General features: G+C 55.8%; 28 protein-coding genes. 19 read left to right on the top strand and 9 right to left on the bottom strand.

Going from position 1 to position 25,157, the window contains the following annotated elements; genetic code table 11:
- The first annotated feature begins 2 nt into the window (after positions 1-2).
- On the top strand, positions 3-836 hold the full coding sequence (locus tag ABIE61_RS16210) for a 23S rRNA (adenine(2030)-N(6))-methyltransferase RlmJ (RefSeq protein WP_354411368.1): 834 nt from the start codon (positions 3-5) through the stop codon (positions 834-836).
- A gap of 3 nt (positions 837-839) precedes the next feature.
- Here the strand turns inward: ABIE61_RS16210 and ABIE61_RS16205 are convergent, their stop codons facing one another.
- Positions 840-1,106 (bottom strand): hypothetical protein, encoded by a 267-nt coding sequence (locus ABIE61_RS16205; protein ID WP_091827923.1) that lies wholly within the window; start codon positions 1,104-1,106, stop codon positions 840-842.
- A gap of 407 nt (positions 1,107-1,513) precedes the next feature.
- On the opposite strand from ABIE61_RS16205, the gene ABIE61_RS16200 reads away from it, so the two are divergent.
- Together ABIE61_RS16200 and ilvN are read left to right on the top strand one after the other, a co-directional pair.
- On the top strand, positions 1,514-3,235 hold the full coding sequence (locus ABIE61_RS16200; protein ID WP_206838526.1) for an acetolactate synthase 3 large subunit: 1,722 nt from the start codon (positions 1,514-1,516) through the stop codon (positions 3,233-3,235).
- A gap of 2 nt (positions 3,236-3,237) precedes the next feature.
- Positions 3,238-3,729, top strand: a complete 492-nt coding sequence (gene ilvN, locus ABIE61_RS16195; RefSeq protein ID WP_091827921.1) for an acetolactate synthase small subunit — start codon at positions 3,238-3,240, stop codon at positions 3,727-3,729.
- A 72-nt stretch (positions 3,730-3,801) separates the two neighbouring features.
- Here the strand turns inward: ilvN and ABIE61_RS16190 are convergent, their stop codons facing one another.
- The 4 genes from ABIE61_RS16190 to ABIE61_RS16175 all read right to left on the bottom strand — a co-directional run bounded on the left by ABIE61_RS16190 (position 3,802) and on the right by ABIE61_RS16175 (position 7,827).
- Positions 3,802-4,620 (bottom strand): ABC transporter permease subunit, encoded by an 819-nt coding sequence (locus ABIE61_RS16190; RefSeq protein WP_354411363.1) that lies wholly within the window; start codon positions 4,618-4,620, stop codon positions 3,802-3,804.
- Positions 4,617-5,522 (bottom strand): ABC transporter permease subunit, encoded by a 906-nt coding sequence (locus tag ABIE61_RS16185; RefSeq protein ID WP_354411361.1) that lies wholly within the window; start codon positions 5,520-5,522, stop codon positions 4,617-4,619. Before ABIE61_RS16185 ends, ABIE61_RS16190 begins: the two co-directional genes overlap by 4 nt.
- On the bottom strand, positions 5,519-6,658 hold the full coding sequence (locus ABIE61_RS16180) for an ABC transporter ATP-binding protein (protein ID WP_354411360.1): 1,140 nt from the start codon (positions 6,656-6,658) through the stop codon (positions 5,519-5,521). Before ABIE61_RS16180 ends, ABIE61_RS16185 begins: the two co-directional genes overlap by 4 nt.
- A gap of 74 nt (positions 6,659-6,732) precedes the next feature.
- A complete protein-coding gene (locus tag ABIE61_RS16175) occupies positions 6,733-7,827 on the bottom strand; it encodes a polyamine ABC transporter substrate-binding protein (RefSeq protein ID WP_502915067.1) in 1,095 nt (364 codons plus the stop codon).
- A gap of 254 nt (positions 7,828-8,081) precedes the next feature.
- On the opposite strand from ABIE61_RS16175, the gene ABIE61_RS16170 reads away from it, so the two are divergent.
- Entirely contained in the window at positions 8,082-8,912 is an 831-nt protein-coding gene (locus tag ABIE61_RS16170) for a dienelactone hydrolase family protein (RefSeq protein ID WP_354411354.1), read from the top strand.
- Between the two features lie 9 nt (positions 8,913-8,921).
- On the opposite strand, the gene ABIE61_RS16165 is transcribed toward ABIE61_RS16170, so the two are convergent.
- A complete protein-coding gene (locus ABIE61_RS16165; RefSeq protein WP_354411352.1) occupies positions 8,922-10,742 on the bottom strand; it encodes an SLC13 family permease in 1,821 nt (606 codons plus the stop codon).
- 42 nt (positions 10,743-10,784) lie between these two features.
- Positions 10,785-11,669, bottom strand: coding sequence for an HTH-type transcriptional activator IlvY (gene ilvY, locus ABIE61_RS16160; protein WP_354411350.1), 885 nt, complete (start codon positions 11,667-11,669; stop codon positions 10,785-10,787).
- A 98-nt stretch (positions 11,670-11,767) separates the two neighbouring features.
- On the opposite strand from ilvY, the gene ilvC reads away from it, so the two are divergent.
- From ilvC to ABIE61_RS16110, 10 genes are all read left to right on the top strand, one after another.
- On the top strand, positions 11,768-12,826 hold the full coding sequence (ilvC, locus tag ABIE61_RS16155) for a ketol-acid reductoisomerase (protein WP_354411413.1): 1,059 nt from the start codon (positions 11,768-11,770) through the stop codon (positions 12,824-12,826).
- A 447-nt stretch (positions 12,827-13,273) separates the two neighbouring features.
- A complete protein-coding gene (locus ABIE61_RS16150; protein ID WP_354411347.1) occupies positions 13,274-13,843 on the top strand; it encodes a protoglobin domain-containing protein in 570 nt (189 codons plus the stop codon).
- Positions 13,844-14,005: 162 nt separating this feature from the next.
- Positions 14,006-14,578 (top strand): protoglobin domain-containing protein, encoded by a 573-nt coding sequence (locus ABIE61_RS16145; protein ID WP_354411345.1) that lies wholly within the window; start codon positions 14,006-14,008, stop codon positions 14,576-14,578.
- A gap of 162 nt (positions 14,579-14,740) precedes the next feature.
- A complete protein-coding gene (locus ABIE61_RS16140) occupies positions 14,741-15,325 on the top strand; it encodes a protoglobin domain-containing protein (RefSeq protein ID WP_354411343.1) in 585 nt (194 codons plus the stop codon).
- A 77-nt stretch (positions 15,326-15,402) separates the two neighbouring features.
- Positions 15,403-16,167, top strand: a complete 765-nt coding sequence (gene pssA, locus ABIE61_RS16135) for a CDP-diacylglycerol--serine O-phosphatidyltransferase (protein ID WP_091827910.1) — start codon at positions 15,403-15,405, stop codon at positions 16,165-16,167.
- A gap of 98 nt (positions 16,168-16,265) precedes the next feature.
- Positions 16,266-16,469, top strand: coding sequence for a DUF2970 domain-containing protein (locus ABIE61_RS16130; RefSeq protein ID WP_091827909.1), 204 nt, complete (start codon positions 16,266-16,268; stop codon positions 16,467-16,469).
- Positions 16,470-16,580: 111 nt separating this feature from the next.
- The gene (gene coxB / locus ABIE61_RS16125; protein ID WP_354411340.1) at positions 16,581-17,729 is read left to right on the top strand and encodes a cytochrome c oxidase subunit II; all 1,149 of its coding nucleotides are present in this window, start codon (positions 16,581-16,583) and stop codon (positions 17,727-17,729) included.
- Positions 17,726-19,327: a cytochrome c oxidase subunit I gene (ctaD, locus tag ABIE61_RS16120; RefSeq protein WP_354411337.1), complete on the top strand. Its 1,602-nt coding sequence runs from the start codon at positions 17,726-17,728 to the stop codon at positions 19,325-19,327. Before coxB ends, ctaD begins: the two co-directional genes overlap by 4 nt.
- Positions 19,324-19,887, top strand: a complete 564-nt coding sequence (locus ABIE61_RS16115; protein ID WP_354411336.1) for a cytochrome c oxidase assembly protein — start codon at positions 19,324-19,326, stop codon at positions 19,885-19,887. Before ctaD ends, ABIE61_RS16115 begins: the two co-directional genes overlap by 4 nt.
- Positions 19,884-20,768 (top strand): cytochrome c oxidase subunit 3, encoded by an 885-nt coding sequence (locus tag ABIE61_RS16110; RefSeq protein ID WP_354411334.1) that lies wholly within the window; start codon positions 19,884-19,886, stop codon positions 20,766-20,768. The genes ABIE61_RS16115 and ABIE61_RS16110 overlap by 4 nt, the downstream gene beginning before the upstream one ends.
- Here ABIE61_RS16110 and ABIE61_RS16105 read toward each other — a convergent pair.
- Positions 20,673-20,975, bottom strand: a complete 303-nt coding sequence (locus tag ABIE61_RS16105; protein ID WP_354411332.1) for a DUF2909 domain-containing protein — start codon at positions 20,973-20,975, stop codon at positions 20,673-20,675. The two genes, ABIE61_RS16110 and ABIE61_RS16105, sit on opposite strands and share 96 nt — an antisense overlap.
- 12 nt (positions 20,976-20,987) lie before the next feature.
- On the opposite strand from ABIE61_RS16105, the gene ABIE61_RS16100 reads away from it, so the two are divergent.
- The 5 genes from ABIE61_RS16100 to ABIE61_RS16080 all read left to right on the top strand — a co-directional run bounded on the left by ABIE61_RS16100 (position 20,988) and on the right by ABIE61_RS16080 (position 24,742).
- Positions 20,988-21,722: an SURF1 family protein gene (locus ABIE61_RS16100; RefSeq protein ID WP_354411330.1), complete on the top strand. Its 735-nt coding sequence runs from the start codon at positions 20,988-20,990 to the stop codon at positions 21,720-21,722.
- Positions 21,712-22,158, top strand: coding sequence for a redox-active disulfide-containing membrane protein (locus ABIE61_RS16095; protein WP_354411327.1), 447 nt, complete (start codon positions 21,712-21,714; stop codon positions 22,156-22,158). Before ABIE61_RS16100 ends, ABIE61_RS16095 begins: the two co-directional genes overlap by 11 nt.
- Positions 22,155-23,159 (top strand): COX15/CtaA family protein, encoded by a 1,005-nt coding sequence (locus tag ABIE61_RS16090; protein ID WP_354411325.1) that lies wholly within the window; start codon positions 22,155-22,157, stop codon positions 23,157-23,159. The genes ABIE61_RS16095 and ABIE61_RS16090 overlap by 4 nt, the downstream gene beginning before the upstream one ends.
- Entirely contained in the window at positions 23,134-24,039 is a 906-nt protein-coding gene (gene cyoE / locus ABIE61_RS16085; protein WP_354411322.1) for a heme o synthase, read from the top strand. Before ABIE61_RS16090 ends, cyoE begins: the two co-directional genes overlap by 26 nt.
- Before the next feature lie 97 nt (positions 24,040-24,136).
- Positions 24,137-24,742, top strand: a complete 606-nt coding sequence (locus tag ABIE61_RS16080) for a Yip1 family protein (RefSeq protein ID WP_354411319.1) — start codon at positions 24,137-24,139, stop codon at positions 24,740-24,742.
- Positions 24,743-24,969: 227 nt separating this feature from the next.
- Here ABIE61_RS16080 and ABIE61_RS16075 read toward each other — a convergent pair.
- Positions 24,970-25,157: hypothetical protein (locus tag ABIE61_RS16075; RefSeq protein WP_354411316.1), on the bottom strand; the 188-nt coding region annotated here is incomplete at its 5' end.

Raw genomic sequence — 25,157 nt, 5'->3', positions numbered from 1 at the left:
CCATGCTCAGCTATCAGCACGGCTTTCATGCCGGCAATTTTGCCGATGTTCACAAACACCTGACGCTGGTTCTGCTGTTGCAGGCTTTGAACCGCAAGGCCAAACCCTGGAGTTATCTGGAAACCCATGGCGGGCGTGCGCAGTATGATCTGCACGGTGATCAGGCGGCCAAGACCGGCGAATTCCAGCAGGGTATTGCCCGCCTGTGGCGTCAGTCGGTTCCCGAAGCGGTGCAGCCCTACCTTGAACAGGTCGAAGCCGTAAACGGGAAGGCGTTGCAACATTACCCCGGCTCTCCGCTGATCGCGGCCCAGATGGCGCGTGATGCCGATCAGATCAGTGTAATGGAGCTGCACCCGGCCGAGGCTGAAGCGCTGAAGCAGGTATTCCGTCAGGATGGCCGAGTGGCGGTACATCATCGTGACGGCTATGAAGGGGTGCTGTCGCTGTTGCCGCCGAAACCCAACCGTGGGGTGGTGTTGATCGACCCGGCCTACGAGGTGAAGCAGGAATACCAGCAGCTGGTGCGTTTTGTCAGCAAGGCGGTCAAGCGTTGGCCCAATGGCTGCTTTGCCATCTGGTATCCGTTACTGCCGGCAGGGCTGTGGCAAAAGATGAAGTCAGAACTGGCGGCGAGCGGGATTCGCAACATTCTCTGTTCCGAGCTTGAAATTGCTGCAGCAGAGGGCGAACGGGGCATGTATGGCAGCGGTATGCTGGTGATCAACCCGCCCTGGCAGCTGGATGCCACACTTGGGCAGGTTTCACCCTGGCTGCAGGCAACGCTGCAGCAGGGGGAAGGGCGCTGGCGCGTGGAATGGCTGGTGCCTGAGTAAGGCTCAGTACAGCGCTTTCTCGTCACGCACCACGTCGATCAGCAGCTCCAGAAACAGGCGGTCGGCATCGCTCTGTTCCAACGGAATCTTGACGTTGGTGGTGGATGACAGCTCTTCGGCGATCAACACGCCGGCGTTCTTGTCATTGAAATGCTTGCGAGCGATCTCCAGCGCTTTCTCGCTGATATCAGGCTCGACCAGCACCTTGCGGATAAAACGCAGCAGCTCGTTGATCACGCGCTCCTTGTTTTTGATCTCGGCAATGCTCATTGTTTTGCTCTCCGGCATGTAGAACGTGGACATGCGCCTACTATAACGCTAATGCCCGACAACGCCCAGAGGGCTGTCCTGTACAGTATCGGCGTCGTTCAATGGTCGTAGGCGGTTGATCGCAGCTTGTCAAGGTGCGAGAATGTCAGGCTATTTTCTTGACTTGTGGCATGCAGGAAATCCCGACGTCACAAGGGGTTATTAAGCGAACCCGGCTTAAGTCTCAGAACAGGTCTGTCAGATAAGAGATCCTCATCTGACCAGCACCGAACATGATCCAATGATGCCTGCGGGCAGGGCGCGGCCAGCGATACGATTGCTCCGCGGCCGGGTCATGTTCTCGTTGCAGAAACGCTGAAACTGTTAGTTCGCCGGCAGGTGGCCGGCGCTGAGTAGAGGGTACAACAGTGGAATTACTTTCAGGCGCAGAAATGGTGGTACGCGCCCTCAAAGACGAGGGTGTTCAGTACATCTATGGTTATCCGGGCGGGTCGTTGCTGCATGTGTACGACGCTCTGTTCCAGCAGGAAGATGTACAGCACATTCTGGTGCGCCATGAGCAGGCTGCAACTCACATGGCGGATGCTTATGCGCGTGCAACCGGTAAAGCCGGTGTCGCGCTGGTGACATCCGGTCCGGGTGCAACCAATGCCGTGACCGGTATCGCGACCGCGTTCATGGACTCCATCCCGATGGTGGTGATCACCGGCCAGGTGATGAGTCATCTGATCGGTGAAGATGCCTTCCAGGAGACCGACATGCTCGGTATCTCCCGTCCCATCGTGAAACACAACTTCAGCGTCCAGCGTCCGGAAGACATCCCGGCGATCGTGCGCAAGGCGTTCCATATTGCCGAGAGCGGCCGTCCCGGTCCGGTGGTAATTGACCTGCCCAAAGACATGACCACGCCGACCGAGCGCTACCCGTACGAGTTTCCGAAACACGTCAAGATGCGTTCGTACAGCCCGATCACCCGTGGTCACAGCGGTCAGATCAAGAAGGCAACCGACATGCTGCTGGCGGCCAAGCGTCCGGTGATCTATACCGGCGGTGGTGTCATCATGGGTGACGCCAGTGCCGAGCTGACCGAGCTGGCCAAACTGCTGAACTTCCCGGTAACCAACACCCTGATGGGGCTGGGCGGTTATCCGGGTACCGATCGTCAGTTCATTGGTATGCTGGGGATGCATGGCAGCTACGAAGCCAACATGGCGATGCACCATGCTGACCTGATTTTGGCTGTGGGCGCTCGCTTTGATGACCGCGTAACCAACGCCTGTGACAAGTTCTGTCCGACTGCCAAGATCGTACATATCGATATTGATCCGGCCTCCATTTCCAAAACCATCCAGGCGGATGTCCCCATCGTGGGTCCGGCCAAAGTGGTACTGGAAGAGATGGTGCAGCTGGTCAAGGGCAGCAAGAAACAGCCGGATCAGGATGCACTGCACGCCTGGTGGCAGCAGATCGACGAGTGGCGTCAGCGTCACGGCGGTCGTTACCGCACTGATGACTCCGCATTGATGAAACCGCAACAGGTTATCGAAATGCTGAGCCAGGTGACCAATGGCAACGCCTTCGTAACTTCTGACGTGGGCCAGCACCAGATGTTTGCGGCGCAGTACTACAAGTTCAACAAGCCAAACCGCTGGATCAACTCCGGTGGCCTCGGCACGATGGGCTTCGGTTTGCCGGCTGCCATGGGTGTGAAGATGAACTTCCCGGATGACGACGTTGTATGCGTCACCGGCGAAGGCAGCATCCAGATGAACATTCAGGAACTCTCCACCTGCAACCAGTATGATTTGCCGGTGAAGATTCTGTGCCTCAACAATCAGTCGCTGGGCATGGTACGCCAGTGGCAGGACATGAACTATGAGTCCCGTCACTCCCAGTCTTACATGCAGTCGCTGCCTGACTTCGTCAAGCTGGTGGAGGCCTATGGTCATGTGGGCATGAAGGTCGAGAAATACTCTGACCTGGAAGGCGCCATGCGCGAAGCCTTCGCGCTGAAGGATCGTCTGGTCTTCATGGATATCGCGGTCGATCCGTTCGAGCACGTTTATCCGATGCAGGTACCGCGCGGTTCCATGCGTGACATGTGGCTGACCAAGACAGAGAGGACCTGAGCATGCGCCATATCATTTCAGTCCTGATGGAAAACGAGCCGGGCGCCCTGTCGCGCGTGGTAGGGCTGTTCTCCCAGCGTAACTACAACATCGAATCGCTGACGGTTGCACCGACCGAAGACTCCACCCTGTCACGTCTGACCGTGACCACCATCGGCAACGATCGTGTTGTGGAGCAGATCACCAAACAGCTGAACAAGCTGATTGACGTGGTCAAAGTGGTGGACCTGTCCGAGGGTGATCACATCGAGCGCGAAGTGATGATGATCAAACTCAAGGCCAGCGGCCAGATGCGCGCCGAGATCAAGCGGACCTGCGACATCTTCCGTGGTCAGATCATCGATGTGACCCCGACGACCTATACCGTGCAGCTGGTGGGCGCATCCGACAAACTGGATGCCTTCATCAATGCGCTGGGCAGCGCTTCCATTATGGAAGTGGTGCGCTCGGGTGTGTGTGGTATTGCGCGTGGCGAGAAAGTCCTGAGCCTTTAAAAGCTATCGGCGTCACAAAAAAAACCGCTGGCCGTGCAGACGACCAGCGGTTTTTTGTTGCCCACTGCCAACTCAGTGGGCGTCGAGGCGGTTGCGTCGGTCCTGCCGCCAAAGCAACACGCCGGTAATCAACACCGCGATGCTGACCAACCCGACAATGATCGTCGCCAGGGCGTTGATTTCGGGGCTGACCCCGAGGCGAACGCTGGAGTAGACCACCATCGGCAATGTGGTAGCACCGGGGCCTGACACAAAGCTGGCCACCACCAGATCATCCAAAGACAGCGTGAATGCCAGTAGCCAGCCAGCGATCAGCGAAGGAGCGATGATCGGCAGAGTGATGCTGAAAAATACCTTCAGCGGGCGGGCTCCCAGATCCAGCGCCGCTTCTTCCAGCGACAGGTCCATATGCGCCAGTCGGCTTTGTACCACCACGGTGACATAGGCCATGGCAAAGGTGGTGTGGGCGATCACGATGGTGGTCATGCCGCGTCCGGCAGGCCAGCCGATGACGTTTTCCATCGCCACGAACAACAGCAGCAGCGACAGGCCGATAATCACCTCCGGCATTACCAGAGGAGCTGTAACCATCACCTCCAGCGAGCCCCTGCCGCGAAAGCGACGGAATCGCACCAGCGCTAGTGCCGCCAATGTGCCCAGCACCACCGCTATTGTGGCGGTCAGAGCGGCAATGCGGACACTGAGCCAGGCGGCCCCGAGCAGGGCTTCATTCTGCAGCAGTTCGCCGTACCATTTGGTGCTGAAGCCGCCCCATACCGTGACCAGCCGACTTTCATTGAATGAATACACGATCAAGCTGATGATCGGGCCGTACAGAAAGGCATAGCCCAGCAGCAGAATGGTAATCAGCAGTGGCATGCGTTGTTTCATGCGGCACCCTCCTCGGAGGCTCTGCGCTCAAAGTGGCGCAGCAGCACAAAGGGCACAATCAACGCCACCAGCAGCAGTGCCGCCAGCGAAGACGCCAGTGGCCAGTCCTTGTTGTTGAAGAACTCGGTCCACATCAGCTTGCCCAGCATCAGCGTATCAGGCCCGCCCAGCAGGTCGGGAATGACGAATTCGCCCATCACCGGAATGAACACCAGCATGGCACCGGCCAGTACGCCCGGCAGCGACAGCGGCAGGGTGATCAGCAAAAACTGCTTCCAGGGGCGACAGCCCAGATCGGCGGCCGCTTCCAGCAGGGTCAGATCCAGTCGGATCAGGGTGGCGTAGAGCGGCAACACCACAAACGGCAGATAGTTGTAGACCACGCCGATATAGACTGCGAACGGTGTGTGCATGATCTCCAGCGGGGTGTCGATCAGGCCGGTCCAGAGCAGGAAGTTATTGAGTAGCCCGTTGCCCTTGAGGATACCGATCCAGGCATAGATGCGAATCAGGAAAGAGGTCCAGAACGGCAAAATGATCAGCATCAACAGCGGCAGACGCCAGTGCGAGGGTGAGCGCGCGATGGCATAGGCCATGGGGTAGCCGATAAACAAACAGCAGAGGGTGGAGATCGCCGCGACCTTGAGCGAACCCAGCAGGGCGCTCAGATAGAGTGAATCTTCCAGCAGCAGCTGATAGTTGCCGAAGTTGACCATGATGGTCACCAGCCCGTCTTCGATCTCGCGGAGCAGGTCCAGATAGGGTGGCTGTGCCAATACCGGCTCGGACAGGCTGATCTTGAGTACGAAAAGGAACGGCAACAGGAAGAACAGCGCCAGCCAGAACCAGGGGATGGCGATGATCAGGTTGCGCGCCGGTGGCAAGTGCCGTTTCAGCTTCATTCCGTCAGCACCCCGCAGCTGTTGGCCGACCAGCCCAGCAGTACCTCTTCGTCCCAGGTCAGTGGCTGCTCGGCCAGTGCCTGCACGTTGGACTGGGTGAACTGCACTCGCTTACCGCCAGCCAGCTCCACATGGTAGATCGATACGTCGCCCAGATAGGCGATCTCTTTGATGATTCCACGCAGTTGGTTGGGTGCATCGGCATCCAGCTGACTCAGGACCCGAACTTTTTCAGGACGCAGCGCGACCGTCACGGCCATTCCAGGTACCAGTGGCTGACTGTGGCGTACCAGCAGCTGAGAGTCGGCCTCGTCACACTGCACAATCACCTGATCGTCGTCCTGTTGCACCACGTAACCGTCAAACAGATTGACCGACCCAATGAAGCTGGCGACATAACGGGTGGACGGAAACTCATACAGACGTCGAGGCGGGTCGACCTGTTCTGTGCGCCCTTCATGCAACAGCGCGATGCGCGAGGACATGGTCATCGCCTCTTCCTGATCGTGGGTCACCACGATAAAGGTGATGCCGAGGCGTTCCTGAATGTTGACCAACTCAAACTGGGTTTGCTCACGCAGTTTCTTGTCCAGCGCCCCCAGCGGCTCGTCCAGCAGCAGAATCTTCGGGTGTTTGGCCAATGCGCGGGCCAGCGCCACACGTTGGCGTTGGCCGCCGGAGAGCTGATGCGGTTTGCGTTGAGCCAGCTTCTCGATCTGAACCAGTGCAAGCATTTCGGCGACACGAGCCTGACGCTCGGCCTTGGGCATGCCTTCCTGCTTCAGGCCGAAGGCGATGTTGTCTGCCACGGTCATGTGCGGAAACAGGGCGTAGGACTGGAACATCATGTTCACCGGTCGCTCGTATGGAGGCACATCAGTGACATCCTGACCGTCGATGAAAATGCGACCGCTGGTCGGGGTCTCGAAGCCGGCCAGCATGCGCAGCAGGGTGGTTTTGCCGCAGCCTGAGGGGCCAAGCAGAGAAAAGAACTCACCCTGATGAATGTGTAGGCTGACATCGTCGACCGCATAGAATGAGCCGAAGCGTTTGGTGAGGTTTTCGATTCGAACCAGAGGCTCCCCTTCGGGGGCCTGCCAGGGCTCTTCGGGTTTGAACTGGCGCAGTGTTGCCATCAGTGGTGGGTACTCCCGATAAAAAAGATGCCCCTGATTTCAGGGGCATCTCAGGTTCAGGTGATCGACTGGGTTCAGCGGCCGGTTTTGACTCGGGTCCAGCTACGGTTCATGTCGCGAATCTGGCGTTCTGTCGGCGTTTTCAGCACGATCAGCTTTTCACGCGTTTCCTGCGGCGGATAGATCCCGGCATCGTTGCGGATCTCTTCGTCGATCAGTTCGGTAGCCGCCACATTGGCGTTGGCGTAGGCCACATAGTTGGTGATCGGTGCGATGACGTCCGGCTGCAGCAGGAAGTTGATGAACTGGTGCGCGGCTTCCGGGTGCGGTGCATCCACCGGAATCACCATCACATCGGTCCAGACCACAGCACCTTCGGAGGGTACAGCATAGGCCACTTCAACCCCGTTGCCGGCTTCGGCCGCACGGTCACGGGCCTGCAGAATGTCACCGGAGTAGCCATGCGCGACACAGATATCGCCATTTGCCAGGTCGTTGATGTACTGCGAGCTGTGGAAGTAACGAATATTCGGACGTACGGCCATGACGGTTTCAGCTGCCTTTTCCAGTGCAGCCTTGCTGAAGTCGGTGGTATCCTCGCCCAGATAGGCACGTGCCGCGACAAATACTTCGGTCGCATCGTCCATCAGCGTCACGCCACAGCCGGCCAGTTTGGCTACGATTTCCGGATCAAACACCAGGCGCCAGGTATCCAGCGGCATGTCGTCTCCCAGAATTTCACGCACCTTCTTTACGTTGTAGCCAATGCCGGTGGTGCCCCACATATAAGGCACCAGATGTTGGTTATCCGGGTCGATGTCGGCCAGTGATTTCATGATGACCGGATCCAGGTTATTCAGATTGGTCAACTTATCTTTGTCCAGCTTCTGGTAAAGGCCTGCCTTGATGTGACGGTCGGCAAAAGGGCGTGCTGTCGGGAACGCCAAATCATAGCCGCTGCGACCTGCCAGCAGTTTGGCTTCAAGCACCTCGTTGGAATCGTAAACGTCATAGACGACCTTGATTCCGGTCTCCTGTTCGAACCGCGCCAGTGTGTCTTCAGCGATATAGTCAGACCAGTTGTATACGTTGAGTTCCTGCGCTGATGCGGCTCCCGCCAGCAACATGCCAGGGAGCAGTTTTCCGAGTTGCTTGAACACTTTTTTCATCGCCATGGGTCTCCGGCAACGCTGTGAATGGTGGAGGCTCAAGAGAGTCTCACGGTGTGTCCGGCAGCGAATGCAGCGGACGGATTCAAGCGTGAATATGGAACAAAAGACTGGCAAAAAAAAGTATTTTTTTGCAACTGCGGTTAAACAGGGCGGTTGAGCCTGATCAGTTTTATCAGTTGATCGCGTACAGCTGACTGAAGACGAGTGTGGTCTATAGTGAGACACACCACAGAAGGACAAGGAGAACGGGCATGTGTGATATCAAGGGGTGTGGCAATACGCATTCGGACAAGCCGCTGCCGCAGGCAACCGGTGAAGAGCGGCGCAATTTTCTCAAGGGCATGATGGCATTGCCCCTGGCGGTGGTGCTGGCGGATCCGTTACTGGCGCAAGCGGCAGGCAACCGGACTCGGTCGGTGCAGCTGGCACTGGGGGGGGGTGACAAGGTGCAGGCACACCTGGCCATGCCCGAGGGTGATGGGCCTTTTCCTGCGGTGGTGCTGATTCACGAATGGTGGGGGCTGAATGACCAGATCAAAGCGGTGGCGGCTGAGCTTTCCAATTTAGGCTTTATGGCGTTGGCGGTGGATCTTTATAAAGGCGGTGTGGCTGATACCCGTGAGGATGCAATGTCATTGATGCAGGCGGTCAATGAAGAAGAGGCAACAGATACACTGACCGGCTGGATCGACTGGCTGCGCCGGCACCAGAAGTGCAATGGCAAGGTCGCGACCATGGGCTGGTGTTTTGGTGGTGGCTGGTCGCTCAATGCGTCCATGGAAACTCCGGTTGACGCGACCATCATCTATTACGGCAACGTGACCCGGACGCCAAAACAGCTGTCACGGCTGCGGGGGCCGGTGTTGGGTCATTTCGGAACTCTAGACAAGAGCATCGATGAGGCGATGGTCGGTGGCTTCGAGAGCGCCATGGCTGAAGCCGGCAAGGCCGAGCAGCTGGACGTCTACTGGTATGTGGCGGACCATGCCTTTGCCAATCCCACCGGGGCCCGTTATGACGCCGATGATGCGGCCCTGGCATGGTCGCGTTCGGTCAGTTTCCTGTACCGACAGCTCGGTTGACGCAGCGTATCAGAACGGAAACAGCATTGGCGTCAGTATCAACGTGATTGCCAGTGCCAACAGCTGCAACGGAATACCCACCCGGGCGAAGTCTGCAAAGCGGTAGTTGCCCGGGGCTAGTACCAGAGTGTTGACCGGTGACGCGATGGGGGTGGCGAATGCGGTCGAGGCTGCAATAGCCACGGTCATCATCACCGGTTCCGGGTTGACGCCGGTCAGCTGGGCGGTGGTGATGGCGATGGGTGCCAGCAGGACCGTAGTGGCAGTATTGGAGATGAATTGACTTAGCAAGGAGGTCAGCATGAAAAGGCTGGCACAGAGAACCAGCGGACTGCTGTCGCCGACCAGGCTGACGAGGTGTTCAACTACCCAGGCCAGGGCGCCGCTGCGTTCCATCGCCAGTGCCAGCGGTAGCATGCCAGCGATTAAGATCAGGCTGGTGGCGTTGAGTGAGCGGTAAGATTCCTGCAGTGATACGCAACCGGTGAGGATCATCGCTAGCGCTGCCAGCAGAATGGCGGACAGGTTGTCCAGCCAGCCCGTGGTCATGCAGACCAGCATTGCCAGCAGAATAATCAGAGCAACCGGTCCACGGTTGCCGTGGGTGGGGATCTCTTCCAGCTCGGCAGGTGTCTGCAATACCACCAGCTCGCGTGAACCCTGCAGGCTGCGGATCTGCTCCCAGCTGCCGGCCAGCAGCAGGGTGTCGCCGGGTGTGAGTTGAGTTTCGGTAAAACTTGTATCCATGGCTGCCTGGTCTCGGCGGATACCCAACACGCTCAGTCCATAGCGCTCGCGAAAATGTCCTTCCTTTATTGAACGATCACACAGCGGTGACTCAGGGGGCAGCAGTACTTCGGCCATACCGAACTGACGTTCCAGCTGACTTATCTCCCGCGCCGGAAAGCCCATCCGCTTCAACTTCAGTGTTTCGCACAGGTGTTCCAGCCGTGCTTCGTCGGCATATACGATCAACTGATCCTGATACTGCATGCGGGTGTTGCTCAGTACCGGCACTAAACTGGAGAGCAGCCCGCCACTGCGGGAGATGGCGATCACGGTGACATCATATTCAGTGCGCAGTGCCGCTTCGGCCGGTGTTTTCTGTGCCAATGGGCTGCCGGGTGTGATCATCAGCTTGTGTAGCTGACGACTCAGGGCATAACGGCCGCTGATGGCGGCGACGCCCGGCGCGGTGTTTTCCGCCAGTTGCTGCGCTCGCTCGGGCAGCAGTTTGCGGGCCACCAGAATCAGATAGCCCATGCCTGCAATCAGAATGGCCAGCCCCAATGGGGTAAAGTCAAAGAAGCCAAACGGCTCAAGGCCTGCGCTGCGCATCTGGCTGCTGACGATGATATTGGGTGGAGTACCGATCAGTGTCAGCATGCCACCAATAAGAGCGGCAAAGGCTAGCGGCATCATCAACTGTGAGGGTTGCATGCCGGAGCGGCGTGCCATGCTCAGTACCACAGGAATCAACAGTGCAACGGCACCAGTGGAACTCATGAATGCGGACAGCAGCGCCACCACAGGTAACAGGAATAGCAGAAGTCGGGTTTCGCTGCTGCCGCCCATGCGCAGCAGCCAGTTACCTGCGGCAGCGGCGATGCCGGTGCGAAACAGCGCTTCACCGACCACAAACAGGGCGGCGATCATGATCACCACCGGCTCACCGAAGCCGGCTACTGCTTCCGCAGGCGTGATGATGCCGGAGAGTGCCAGCGTAACCACAACCATCAGTGCAACCAGATCCATGCGGATACGATCACTGACAAACAGGGCGATGGTAATGCCGAGGGTGGCAAACACAAACAGCATGTCGGGTGTCATCGAGCGGGGCCCTCTTTGAAAGTTCAGCCGGCAGTGTAGGGATTAATCCGTGACAGGGCCATTATCCAACAATGACCAGAACGCCCGGATCAGCGGGGAGCGAAGCTTGCGCTCCAGTGCAAACAGGCCGATCTCGTAGGGCTCCAGTGCCGGTGATACCGGCAACACCCGTACCCGATCTGCCAGGGGGCTGTTGTCCAGCACGATCTGGGGTACCACTCCGATGCCGAAACCCAGACTGACCATGCTGACGATCGCTTCGTTGCCGGCGACCTGGGCATAAATGCGCGGCTGGATATGACGTTGGATGAACCATTGATTGACGCGATCACGTGAGATACCGCTTTCGGGCAGAATCATCGGCTGGCGGCTCCACTGTGCTTCACTGCCGAGGGTGTCGCTCGACTCGCTGGCAGGGGCGATGAACAGCAGCGGGGTGCGGTCGATGGGGCGAAAGGCCACCCCGGTGGGCAGGTGAGCGGGGCGGGCGGCGATGGAGATCTCTTCACGACCGCTCTGCACCCGGGCGATCGCATGCTCGGGGTCGCCGGTATGCAGCTTGATCTCGACACGTGGATACAACTGGCGAAACCGGCTCAGCAGTGAATACAAAAAGCTGTAACTGGCAGTGACCGAGCAGTATACGCTGATCTCGCCCTGCAGCTCGCTGGCGCTTTCCAGCAGCGAGTGTCGTACCTGTTCCCACTGTTGCAGCGCTTCGCGGGCGTACTGGGCGAAACGCATTCCCTCGGGCGTGAGTTGGACGCTGCGGTTGTCACGCAGGAAAAGTTCAACGCCCAGCGAGTCCTCCAACTGCTTGATGGCGCGACTCAGGGTTGAGGGGCTGACATGGCAGGCTTCACTGCTGCGACCGAAGTGCAGGGTATCGGCCAAACTCAGAAACAGGCGCAGGGTACGGGTATCCATTATGTTTCTTAGAATGAAATATGATGTTGCAAATATATCATTTTACGCAATGATTCCTATCCCTTAATGTAGACGCCATTGCTATAGTCATCACGGCTATATGCACCCAATCACTCCATTCAAGTCAAAGGATCAGAACCATGCAGGTTTATTACGATAAAGACTGTGATCTCTCCATCATCCAGGGCAAGAAAGTTGCCATCATCGGTTACGGCTCTCAGGGCCACGCCCATGCGTGCAACCTGCACGATTCCGGCGTTGATGTAACTGTTGGTCTGCGTGCCGGCTCTTCTTCCCGTGCCAAGGCTGAAGCTCACGGTCTGAAAGTGGCTGACGTGGCTGACGCCGTTGCCGCTGCCGATCTGGTGATGATCCTGACTCCGGACGAATTCCAGGGCCAGCTGTACAAGGCCGAGATCGAGCCGAACATCAAGCAGGGCGCTACTCTGGCCTTCGCTCACGGCTTCTCCATCCACTACAACCAGATCGAGCCGCGCAAGGATCTGGACGTGATCATGATCGCGCCGAAGGCACCGGGTCACACCGTGCGTAACGAATTCGTCAAGGGCGGCGGTATCCCTGACCTGATCGCGATCTTCCAGGATGCGTCCGGCAACGCCAAGAATGTTGCTCTGTCTTACGCTTCAGGCGTGGGCGGCGGTCGTACCGGCATCATCGAAACCACTTTCAAGGACGAGACTGAAACCGACCTGTTCGGTGAACAGGCTGTTCTGTGTGGCGGCTGTGTTGAGCTGGTCAAGGCCGGTTTCGAAACCCTGGTTGAAGCCGGTTATGCACCGGAAATGGCCTACTTCGAATGTCTGCACGAACTGAAACTGATCGTGGACCTGATGTACGAAGGCGGCATCGCCAACATGAACTACTCTATCTCCAACAATGCCGAGTACGGTGAATACGTAACCGGCCCTGAGGTGATCAACGAAGAATCACGTCAGGCGATGCGTAACGCACTGAAGCGCATACAGGATGGTGAGTACGCCAAGATGTTCATCAGCGAAGGCGCGACCAACTACCCGTCAATGACAGCCCGTCGTCGCAATAACGCCGCGCACCCGATCGAACAGACCGGTGAGAAACTGCGTGCAATGATGCCGTGGATCGCTGCCAACAAGCTGGTCGACAAGGAAAAGAACTGATCCCGCATTTAGTTGTGTGATTAGATTAACTGCCGGGCTTTGCCCGGCAGTTTCGTTTCGGCGCTGCGGTGCACATCAACGGTGCTGCTTGCACCGGTTTGACGCAAAAGCTGAACCGTCTTTTCTTCCTTCTGCTGCAATATCCCTGTCATCCTTGATAACCATAATTCCCGCAGGGTTTTGGCACGGCATCTGCTTGTGTCACCCATGCGTAATAAAGTGACAGGCCCAGCCTGGCTTGGGCTTTGTTCGTATTACGCCAAAGTATTAGAGGAAGAACCACTTTTCTTGATCCAGGTCGTGAAGTGGATTCCGGAAACTTGAACTCCGGTATGGGCGTGCTATGAATGGCTTCACTAATAAAAATAAAACGCTTGGTAGTGCGCCCCGGCCCTTAGGCTGTAACCGGATGTGCTTGTGCTACCAACAGTCAAGGATGCGTCCATCATGAGTAATGTCGATTTTTCCGTTCTGTGTGAGCAGGCGAAGGCCTATGCCGGGTTTGAGCCGCAAGATGAACTGATCCTGGTTCAGGAGGCCTCCAGGCTACAGCCACACTTCTCCGCCATCACCGATGCCTTTTACGCCGAGTTGCAAACCATTCCAGAAGCCCTGCCATTTCTGGAGGGGCGTGTCGATACTTTGAAAACCACCCATACTGCATGGCTCAGCAAGGTTTTTACCGGCCCTTACGATGCCGATTTTGCTGCCTATATGCACCATGTTGGCGTGGTGCATGTGCAGGTGAAGCTGCCTGAGAAGTTCATGACCAGTGGTATCGGACTGATCAACAAACACCTCATTCCGTTGTTGCCTGAAATCTATGCCAATGATGTGGGTAAAATCGGTCAGGTACTCAAGGCGCTCAACGCCGCTACCAGTTTTTGCCTGTTGATCATGCTGGAATCCTACCGTGGCCATGAACTGGAGCGTTTCATGGAGGTAACCGGCATCAGTCGAGTGCTCTACAATAATTTGGCGGCCGCCTATCGCAGCCATCATGGCCATGCGGCCTGAGTTGAATCGAACTCCCCCTGTACCCGTCACCCGGCGCCTGTATTCATCCACCGCTGGGTGACTCTTAAGTGATAGACGTTTCGAACCATAACAAGTCAAAATCAGTCTTTTCTGGAAAGGGCTCTGCCACTGTGTGCAGGGTCCATTGCAAGGATGTGTTTAATGCGACAAATCGATTTTTCCCACCTGAATCAACAGGCCAAGCTGTTTGCCGGTTTTGATGCTCAGGATGAGCATGAATTATCACGTGCCCTGCCTCAATTGATGACAGAGCTGGACTCTGTGACGGATGCCTTTTATGCGGAACTGGCCGGGATTCCCGAAGCAATGCCCTTCCTTGAGGGGCGACTGGATGCGCTGAAAGCGACTCATCGGAAGTGGCTTGAAAAGATATTTACTGGTCCCTATGACGATGAATTTGCCGCATACATGCATAAAGTGGGTGTTGTGCATGTACAGGTGCGCCTGCCTGAGCGCTTCATGGCCAGTGGCATTGGATTGATCAGCAAACACCTTATTCCTGTACTGGCACAGCAGTTCCGTGATGACCCGGAACGCTTGGGTACACTGATGAAAGCCGTGAACGGTGTTACGGTGTACTGCCTGATCATCATGCAGGTTTCCTATCGCGAACACGAACTGGAACGGTTTATGGATGTGACCGGGATCAGCGAAGCGCTCTATGCCAACCTGTCGGCAGCCTATCGTAAGAAAACAGGTGTGTCGTCAGACTGAGTCAAAGCGACATGCAATTGAGGCATTGATTGTTCTCTTTAAATAACAGTGGCTTGTGTTAGTTTAGCAAACCTTGATATTTGTGGTTGGAGTGAGAAAATAGCGCCCCTTTCGAGGGTCGCCGGGAGTGACCCTGAGCCAACACATGCAAGGATGTACCTGATGAGCCAGACAGATTTTGCCACCCTGTGCCAGCGTGGGAAGCTGAATTCCGGGTTTGATTCTGAAGACGAAAAGCTGCTGCTTCAGGAGGGAGGTAGGCTGCTTCCCTATTTGGCGGAGGTGACCGAAAAATTCTATGACGAATTGCAGCAGATACCGGCGGCAGTGCCTTATCTTGAAGGGCGCGTCGAAGGGCTTAAGGCGACTCACTTGGCCTGGCTGCAAACCATTTTCAGTGGTCCCTACGATGCGAATTTTGCCGCCAGTATGCACAAGGTGGGGGAGGTACATGTCCAGGTCAAGTTACCGGTCGAGTTCATGGCCAGTGGTACCCTGCTGATCAAGAAACATCTGGTACCGATCCTGACACAGGTTTATGCCGGTGATGCCCTGCGTATGGGGTTGATGATGAAAGCGGTTAACGGTGTAACGGGGTTCTGCCTGATCATTATGCAGGAGTCCTATCAGAGCTCCTTGCTGGCACAGGAATTGGATAAATTCATGGCGATTACCGGTATCAGCCGGGCGCTGTTTAATAATCTTGCCAATGCCTACAAGGATGATGGTGGGACTGGGATGGTCTGATCTTCTCGGAGCGTTGGGTTTGGCCCTTGCTGTCGGGTAGAATGAGGCTTCCGGTTACACCAAAGAGGCAGCTTTGAATGAGTGATCAGCAACAATCGCCGAGAGATGAGAGTGAGCATCAAGACAACAGTGCCCAGCGTCACCGTGGTGTTTACCTGTTGCCAAACCTGTTTACCACCGGCGCCCTGTTTTCGGGTTTTTATGCCATCGTTGCTGGGATGAACGGACAGTTCATACCTGCTTCCATTGCCATATTTGTTTCCATGCTGCTTGATGGGCTGGATGGACGAGTGGCTCGCATGACCAATACTCAAAGCGCATTCGGTGCCGAATATGACTCGCTGGCCGACATGGTCTCCTTTGGAGTGGCGCCGGCGCTGGTAGCGTATAACTGGTTGCTGTTCGATCTTGGCAAATTGGGCTTTTTTGCCGCGTTCGTATTTGCGGCGGGTGGTGCATTGCGGCTGGCGCGTTTCAATACTCAGATCGGTTCGGTCGACAAGCGCTATTTCATCGGTTTGCCAAGTCCTGCTGCGGCAGCGGTCGTGGCTGGGCTTGTCTGGACGTGTGCTGAATACGAGCTCGACATGAGTGGTACCGCCTATCTGGTGGCGTTCTATGTGGCGCTGTGCGGTGTATTGATGGTCAGTAACGTGCTGTATTACAGCTTCAAGGATATTGACTTCAAGGGCAAGGTACCGTTCTGGATTCTGGCGGTGATCGCGCTGGTTCTGGGGGTCATTTCGATCAGTACTTCTACTTTCCTCTGGTTGCTGTTCCTGCTGTATGCCCTTTCTGGACCACTGCTGTGGTGCTGGCGCCGCTTTAAACATCGCCACTGATTCTTAAAACGGGCTTCGGCCCGTTTTTGCCATCTGCTCTTCACCATCACTGGCCGTTTGGTGTGTTTGTCAGCTATACCTCAATTGAGGTGATTACCATGGCAAACAAGCCTGATTGGCTGCAGGCGTTGCTGAGCGTGCTGGCAGCCTTCTTTGGTGTGCAGTCTGAACGTAATCGTGAGCATGATTTCAGCCAGGGGCGCCCGCTGCATTATGTCCTGGCGGGCCTGCTCTTGGCGCTGGTGTTTGTGCTGGGTGTGATCCTGCTGGTGTGGTGGGTGCTCAGTCTGGCGGGTGTTTGACTCAGATCATTGCGCTTGCGCTTTTTTCAGGGCTGCTATACTCCAGATACCGGATCGCCTGTCGGACAGCATTGTGAGCCTGGCCGCAGGCCAAGACGGGGAGGCCTGGAGATGGGACTTAGAATAATAAAAACCATCGGCTCAGGGGTTGGATTGGCGCTGCTGGCACCTGCATCTTTGCGTGCGGAATGGGGCTTCAATCTGACACCCGGTGTCACGGATGTCAGCCGTTCGGTATATGACCTTCACATGACAATCTTCTGGATCTGTGTCGCCATAGCACTGGTGGTGTTTGGTGTCATGTTCTGGTCGATCTTTCATCACCGCAAGTCGCGAGGGGCCAAGGCCCACCACTTTCATGAAAATACACTGGTTGAAGTAATCTGGACGTTGATACCGGTACTGATACTGGTTGGTATGGCTGTTCCTGCAACTGCCACCCTGATCAAAATGTACGATCCGTCCGAAGCTGAACTGGATGTGCAGATTACCGGCTATCAGTGGAAGTGGCGTTACGACTATCTGGATCATGAGCTGAGCTTCTTCAGCAACATGTCGACCCCGCGTGAACAGATAACCAATGTCGCTGAGAAGCAGGAAAACTATCTGCTTGAGGTGGACCGTCACCTTGTGTTGCCGGTGGGTACCAAGATCCGATTTCTGCTGACCGCCAACGATGTTATCCACAGCTGGTGGGTGCCTGCGTTGGCCGTCAAGAAGGATGCCATTCCCGGTTTTATCAATGAGGCCTGGACCATCATTGATGAGCCGGGTATCTACCGGGGGCAGTGTGCCGAGCTTTGTGGGCAGGATCATGGCTTCATGCCAATAGTGGTCGAAGCGGTCAGCAAAGAAGACTTTGATGTCTGGCTGATGGCGGCTCGGGCAGAAAAAGAGGCTCAGGTTCAGGCTGCTGAGCGCAGCTGGACACTGGATGAGTTGATGCAGCAGGGCGAGCAGGTGTATCTGCAGGCCTGCGCGGCCTGTCACCTGCCGAGCGGTGAGGGGGTGCCGGGTGCTTTCCCTGCCCTGAAGGGCAGTCCAGTCGCATTGGGTGATGTGTCTGCACATATCGATATCGTACTGAACGGCAAGGCGGGTACCGCCATGCAGGCGTTTCGTGATCAGCTCAGCACCGTTCAACTGGCCGCTGTGATCACCTATGAGCGTAATGCCTGGGGCAACAGCTTGGGTGAGGCGGTATCACCGGCTCAGATCTCGCGCTTGTTGCAGTCGGCCGATGGGGAGGGTGAGCAATGAGTACGCTGGATACCACTCTGGAAACGCATTCAGATGAGCATCATGGCCCCGCCAATGGTCTCGGGCGCTGGTTGTTTACCACCAACCATAAAGATATCGGCTCCATGTACCTCTGGTTCAGCCTCTTGATGTTTCTGGTGGGTGGCTCCATGGCGCTGATGATCCGCGCCGAACTGTTCCAGCCGGGGCTGCAACTGGTGGAACCGGGCTTCTTCAATCAGATGACCACCATGCACGGGCTGATCATGGTGTTTGGGGCGGTGATGCCGGCGTTTGTGGGGCTGGCCAACTGGATGATACCGATGATGATCGGTGCCCCGGACATGGCGCTGCCGCGAATGAATAACTGGAGCTTCTGGATCCTGCCATTTGCTTTCGCCATGCTTATCTCGACCCTGTTTATGACGGGAGGGGCGCCAAACTTCGGCTGGACCTTCTATGCACCACTGTCGACGACCTATGCCCCGCCGAGCGTGACCTACTTCATCTTCGCCATTCACATGATGGGAATCAGTTCGATCATGGGCGCGATTAACATCATTGCGACGATTCTCAACATGCGGGCACCGGGCATGACGATGATGAAACTGCCACTGTTCTGTTGGACCTGGTTGATCACCGCTTTCCTGCTGATTGCGGTCATGCCGGTGCTGGCGGGGGTGGTAACCATGATGTTGATGGATATCCATTTTGGCACCAGTTTCTTTGATGCTGGTGGCGGTGGGGATCCGGTGCTGTTTCAGCATGTGTTCTGGTTCTTCGGTCATCCCGAGGTCTACATCATGATTTTGCCGGCCTTCGGCATTATCAGCCAGATCATTCCCGCCTTTGCTCGCAAGCGTCTGTTTGGCTACGCCTCCATGGTATATGCCACCGCTTCGATCGCGATACTGTCGTTTCTGGTTTGGGCGCACCACATGTTCACGGTCGGTATTCCGCTGGCCGGTGAACTGTTCTTCATGTATGCCACCATGTTGATCGCAGTGCCTACCGGGGTGAAGGTGTTTAATTGGGTGGCTACCATGTTCCGCGGCTCGATGACCTTCGAAACGCCAATGCTGTTTGCGCTGGCATTTGTAGTGCTGTTTACCATCGGCGGTTTTTCGGGGCTGATGCTGGCGATCGCACCGGTGGATTTCCAGTACCACGATACCTACTTTGTGGTGGCTCACTTCCATTATGTGCTGGTACCGGGGGCCGTTTTTGCCATTATGGCAGGTGTCTACTACTGGTTGCCGAAGTGGACTGGTCACATGCTGGATGAGCGCATGGGTCGGTTTCACTTCTGGCTGAGCTTCATTGGCGTCAATATCACCTTCTTTCCCATGCACTTCATCGGGCTGGCCGGCATGCCACGCCGCATACCGGATTACGCACTGCAGTTTGCCGACTTCAATATGGTGGCCTCGGTGGGTGCCTTTCTGTTTGGCCTGTCACAGTTGATCTTTGTCTGGAACGTGATCGCCTGTGTACGCGGTGGCCGCAAGGCTGAAGCCAGAGCCTGGGAAGGTGCCGAAGGGCTGGAGTGGGAAGTGCCATCACCGGCGCCTTACCATACCTTTGCCGAGCCGCCGAAACTGCCGGAGTCTCTGCGATGAGCCCGCAAGCAGCCAATCGCAGGCTGGTAAAGCGGCTGGTATTGGGTTGTGTGCTGATGTTCGGTTTTGGCTTCGCGCTGGTCCCTTTGTATGACGTGTTTTGTGAAGTGACGGGGCTAAACGGAAAAATTACCAATACCGGCCCGGTTGCGGCATCGGAGGCGGATACCAGTCGAGAGATCAGGGTGAGATTGATTGCGGTTCATAACGAGGCAATGCCCTGGAAATTCGGGCCGCAGCAGAATCTGATTCTCACCCACCCGGGAGAGATGAAGCAGACAGCTTTTATGGCAACCAACCCGACCGGCCGGCGTATGGTGGCGCAAGCTATTCCGTCGGTTGCTCCTGCAGAGGCTGCGCGCTATCTGCATAAGGTGAACTGCTTCTGTTTTGAGCAGCAGGTCCTTCAGTCTGGTGAATCGGTCGAAATGCCGCTGCTGTTTGTGGTCGACAGGAACCTGCCGGAGCATATCCGCTCGCTGACCTTGTCCTACACCCTGTTTGATATCTCGCCGGAGATTTCATCAACAGAGCAGGTTGAAAAGGAGCAATCGTTATGAGCAGTTCAACCTATTATGTGCCTGAGCAAAGTCGCTGGCCGATTTTGGCATCCATTGCACTTTTCCTGTTGGCCTATGGTGCCGGTACCCTGATGAATGCGCTGAGTGCGCAGCAGGGAGGCGGGCTTGGCGTCGTGCTGTTGTTGGCGGGGGCGTTGATGATGGGGCTGATTCTGGTGGGCTGGTTCGGCAATGTGATTCATGAAAGCCGCAGCGGGCTGTATTCTGAGCAGATGGACCGTTCCTTTCGCTGGGGGATGAGCTGGTTCATCTTCTCGGAAGTGATGTTCTTTGCCGCTTTTTTTGGCGCTCTTTTCTACGTGCGTGTACTGGCGCTTCCCTGGTTGGGAGGTGAAGGTGACAAGGGGGTAACCGAGCTGCTCTGGCCCGGGTTTGTGGCAGAGTGGCCCCTGCTCAACCCACCTGACAGTGCGCGTTACCCCGGACCTGAAGCTGTCATCAGCCCCTGGCACATACCGTTGCTCAATACCTGCCTGCTGGTGACGTCCAGCCTTACTCTGACACTGGCACACAAGGCCCTGTTGCAAGACGAGCTGATTATGGTGCGCCGCTGGATGGCGCTGACAGTTCTGTTGGGTCTGATTTTTATCGGCTTCCAGGCTTATGAATATGTGCATGCGTATCAGGAGTTGGGACTGACGCTGCAGTCCGGTGTTTACGGTGCCACCTTCTTTATTCTGACCGGCTTCCACGGTCTGCATGTCACCTTGGGTACGCTGATGTTGATGATCATTCTGGGGCGCGTGGTATTGGGTCATTTCAGCTCACGCCAGCACTTCGGTTTTGAAGCGGTGGCCTGGTATTGGCATTTTGTGGATGTGGTCTGGATTGGGCTGTTCCTGTTTGTGTATGTGCTCTGAGCTCTGCCAGGGAGCATGTGAGCGAAGGCGACCGCTGCTGAAACCGTATACCAGAAGCAGTATCAGCAATACGCTGAAAATGACACGCCAAAGCAGGCGATTGGCCGTGGTGCCATCGGCTGAAGGTCGTCGAAGCAGAGACCAAAGACTGCTGAACAGTGCGATCAATATGGCAATAAACAGCAGGACGATCAGAAGATGCAGCATGGAAATTTCCTTATGTCTGATCAACCAAGTAAAGCGGATAGCCCCGTTGCATTCAAATATCTGCGCTGGCTGTTGGCGCTGCTCGGTGTTCCGTTGCTGTTTGGTTTGGGCTACTGGCAGCTGCAGCGTGCCGAACAAAAGCAGATTTGGCTTGATCAGCAGGCCGTTGAGCCGATGACGCGTGCAGCCACTGCGCTCAGGCAGCTTGAGCGCCAGGCATGGGTGCCGGTACGACTGGAGGTTGAGCTGTTGCCATATCGTATTTTTCTGCTGGATAACCGTACCCTTAATGGGCGCGTGGGCTACGAAGTAATCGTTCCGATGCGCGTCGATGAGGGCTCCTTCTGGCTGGCCAGTTTGGGGTGGGTTGAAGCACCATCACACCGAGACCGGTTGCCTGCCTTGCAACTTGAACAACAACGCATACAGGTCGATGGGATGCTGGCTCATCCAACCGGGTCGATGACGCTGGCAGACCTGCCCGCTGAAGTAGGCTGGCCACGACGAATTCAATCCGTCGATCTGGAGCAGATCAGACAGGCTTTGGAGATGGAAGTTGAGGCGGTCATGCTGCACCTCAAGACGCCAATGAGTGATCAAATCACGCCGAGGAGTGCTATGCATCAAGGAGTCAGTCCACAGCGGCATCAGGGCTATGCAGTGCAATGGTTTGCGCTGGCCATCACATTGTTGCTTTGGCTGTTCTGGGCGGCTCGACATGGCAGGAGGCAGGGCGATGGCAAGTAATAGGTGCATTTTCTGGGCTATATGGGCATTGGGCATGTTGCCAGTGTTGCTGGCCGTGGCGGTATATACCACAGGCGTCGGTATACCGAATGAACAGGTGAATACTGGCAGGTTGTTGCAGCCGGCAGTGCCGCTGCAGCAATGGGGCGGGCAGGCTGACCGCTTTACGCGTCATTGGTCGTTGCTGCTGGTGCACCGGGGTGGGTGTGACCATGGATGCTTGCGGCAGGAGGAAAGGCTTAAACGTATACATGATGCTTTGGGTCGGGATGCTGATCGCTTTCGGGTAAGAATGGAGGCTTCAGACGCATTGGCGCCAGGTGTTTGGGTTGTTGATCCGTTGGGCAACTTGGTACTGCATTACAGACAAGCCTATGAGGGCAAGGCAGTGCTGACTGATTTGCGACGACTGCTGAAAGCATCGAGGCTTGGATGAGTGCGCTGAAACTGGTAAGAGGCGCGATAGTACTGGCGTTGATTGTTGTGCTGCTGGGCGGCTGGACACGGTTGAATGGCGCAGGCCTTGGCTGTCCCGACTGGCCGGGATGTTATGGAACGTGGGTGTTGCCATCAGATCATGTTGAGCTGGCTCAGGGCTATCCAGGAGTTGTGATTGATCTACGCAAAGGCTGGATCGAAATGATACATCGGTATGCGGCCGCTTGTCTGGGCCTCGTTGTACTGGTCTTGGCTGTAATGGCGCTGAGAAATCGCACGGTGACAGGGTATCCGTCGAAGCTGTCGCTGCTGTTGCTGGGGCTTGTGGTATTGCAGGGGCTGTTTGGAATGTGGACGGTTACTTTGAAGCTGTTACCGGTCATAGTGACGCTGCACCTGATGGGTGGTCTTGCGACATTGACGCTGCTGGTACTGCTGGAACAACGATTGAAGCATTTTTACAGCCCACAAGCTCAACCAAAAGGGGGCTATGTGGGAACACGCATACTGCTGTTCTGCCTGTTCCTGCAGCTGTTGTTAGGTGGCTGGACCAGTACCAACTATGCCGGCTGGGCCTGCAGCGACTGGCTGTTGTGCAATGCAGATGAAACAGTTGGATACGACTTTTCAACCGGGCTTAATCCTTTCATGGCCATAGGGCCAAACTACGAAGGTGGGTTACTGGATGCTCCGGCAAGGGCGGCCATTCAGGTCTCTCATCGTTTGGGGGCGTTACTGCTTATAGTGGTGTCGTGTTGGGTTGCGCTGTCGTTGTGGCAAAGGAGGTATCTGCGCTTTCATATCACGTTGTTTATGGCTGCGCTGGGTGTGCAGGCGCTGCTGGGTATTGCCAATATTGTATGGATGTTGCCACTCGGGCTGGCAGTTGCACATCACGCGGTAGCCGTGTTGCTGTTGTTGCTGGCGCTGAATCTGCACGACCGGGCGAGAAGTCCGGTAATGGAGGCAAGTCATGAGTATCGTGTCGTTTGCGGGTAATACCGTTTCAGATGCTGGCTGGAGAGACTATCTGGCGCTATGCAAGCTGAAAGTTGTCGCCGTAATGTTGCTGACATTGGTGGTTGGTTTCTGTCTGGCTGAACCCGGAATGCCATCGCTGCCATTGCTGCTGATAACCAGTATAGGAGTCGGGCTAGCCGCAGCCTCGGCAGCGGCGGTCAACCATGTTCTGGATCACAATATCGATCGTTGTATGGCAAGGACCGCGCGACGACCGCTACCGCAGGGGCGAGTCAGTCCGGGTAATGCACTGCTGTTCGCTGCGGTTATTGGCTGCATCGGGCTGTTACTGCTGGCCACATTGGTGAACCCTCTTACGGCGGGTCTGACACTGGCATCACTTATCGGCTATGCCATTGTATATACAGCTGTTCTGAAACGAGCCACACCGCAGAATATTGTGATTGGTGGAGTTGCGGGTGCGGCTCCACCGTTGCTGGGTTGGACGGCCGTAACAGGCTCGCTGGACTCGCAGGCATTATTGCTGATGCTGATTATTTTTGCCTGGACACCACCTCATTTCTGGGCGCTGTGTATTGCTAGAAAGGATGACTATGCTCGTGCCGGAGTGCCGATGCTCCCCAATACCCATGGTGAGTCCTATACGCGGCTGCAAATTCTGCTGTACACAATACTCACAACAGTGGTGACATTGCTGCCGTTTATTAATGGTATGAGCGGACTTATCTATCTGGCAGGGGTCAGTATCATCAACTACCGCTTCATTGCCTGGGCTGTACGATTGAATATTTCACGTAAGCCGGGCGATCCGATGAAAATGTTTCGTTACAGCATTGTGTACATCATGTGGCTGTTTGCCATACTGCTTGTAGACCATTATTGGCAGCTATTCGTATAAACGGTTGTGGAGAAAGTAACGCGAACGGATTCGGGCTGAATCAATACAATAAAAATTGTAGCCCGGGGCCAACCCGGACTGCGAGGAGGATAGTGATATGTTCCTGCAGCACATGATGGGGGTGTTCTATCACCCGAAGCAGGAGTGGCGCTCGATACGCAAAGAGCATTACTCGGCGATGCATGTATTTCTTGCCCAAATAAGTGTACTGGCAGCAATACCTGCCGTGTCACTTTTCATTGGTACCACTCAAGTTGGCTGGAGTCTGGGAGGGTCAGAGTTTGTCAAATTGAGTGTGGCCAGCGCGTTACCGGCAGCACTCGCGTTTTATGTGGCAATGTGGGTGGCTGTCGGTTTCATTGCCTGGTCCATTCACTGGATGGAGAAAACCTATGGTGGGAATGTCAGCTATGAAGAATGCCTGGTGCTGACAACCTTCACCGCTACACCTCTTTTTCTGTCGGGTCTTGCAGGCCTCTACCCGATGCTTTGGTTCAACGTGATTGTCGGCATGATGGCATTAGCCTATACAATCTATCTGTTATACACGGGCGTACCGGAAATCATGCAAATTCCTGAAGAGCGCGCATTTTTCTTTGCCACTTCAATTCTAACAGTTGGGGTCTGTGTGTTGGTCGGGCTGCTCGCGGCAACCGCCATTCTATGGGGCACGTTTGTGCCACTTACCTATACCGCCGGTTAGGACGCTTCCAGCACACATGAGCAACAGGCGCTCCGGCGCCTGTTGTTGTTTTGGGGTGGGGCAATGCCGGTTTTCATCTTTCTGAAACTTTTTTACAGACAGGTGTTGACTCCCTCAGTGGTGTCTGTAGAATTCGCCTCCTCGCTTGAGACGCCCCACCGGAAACGGTTCAGGGCAGACCGATTGAGCAAGTGGTAAGATGTTGAATTAAGTGGTTTTTTGGTTCATCATTGCGCTTCTTGAGTGACTGCCGAATCGTTGTTTGAGTGCTCAGCACTGAAACAGAAAACGAAAAAAACGGTTGACACTGAAACGGGTTTCGGTAGAATACGCGCCTCGCTTGAGACAACAGGTTGCACCGAACGGTGCGGTTGGCCAAGCCCGCTCTTTAACAAATTGATCAGGTAATATGTGT

The organism is Marinobacterium sp. MBR-111, from assembly GCF_040547585.1.
Classification (GTDB): domain Bacteria; phylum Pseudomonadota; class Gammaproteobacteria; order Pseudomonadales; family Balneatricaceae; genus Marinobacterium; species Marinobacterium iners.
Note: the sequence above shows the minus strand (reverse complement) of the source record. Positions and strands in the feature narration are given on the sequence as shown.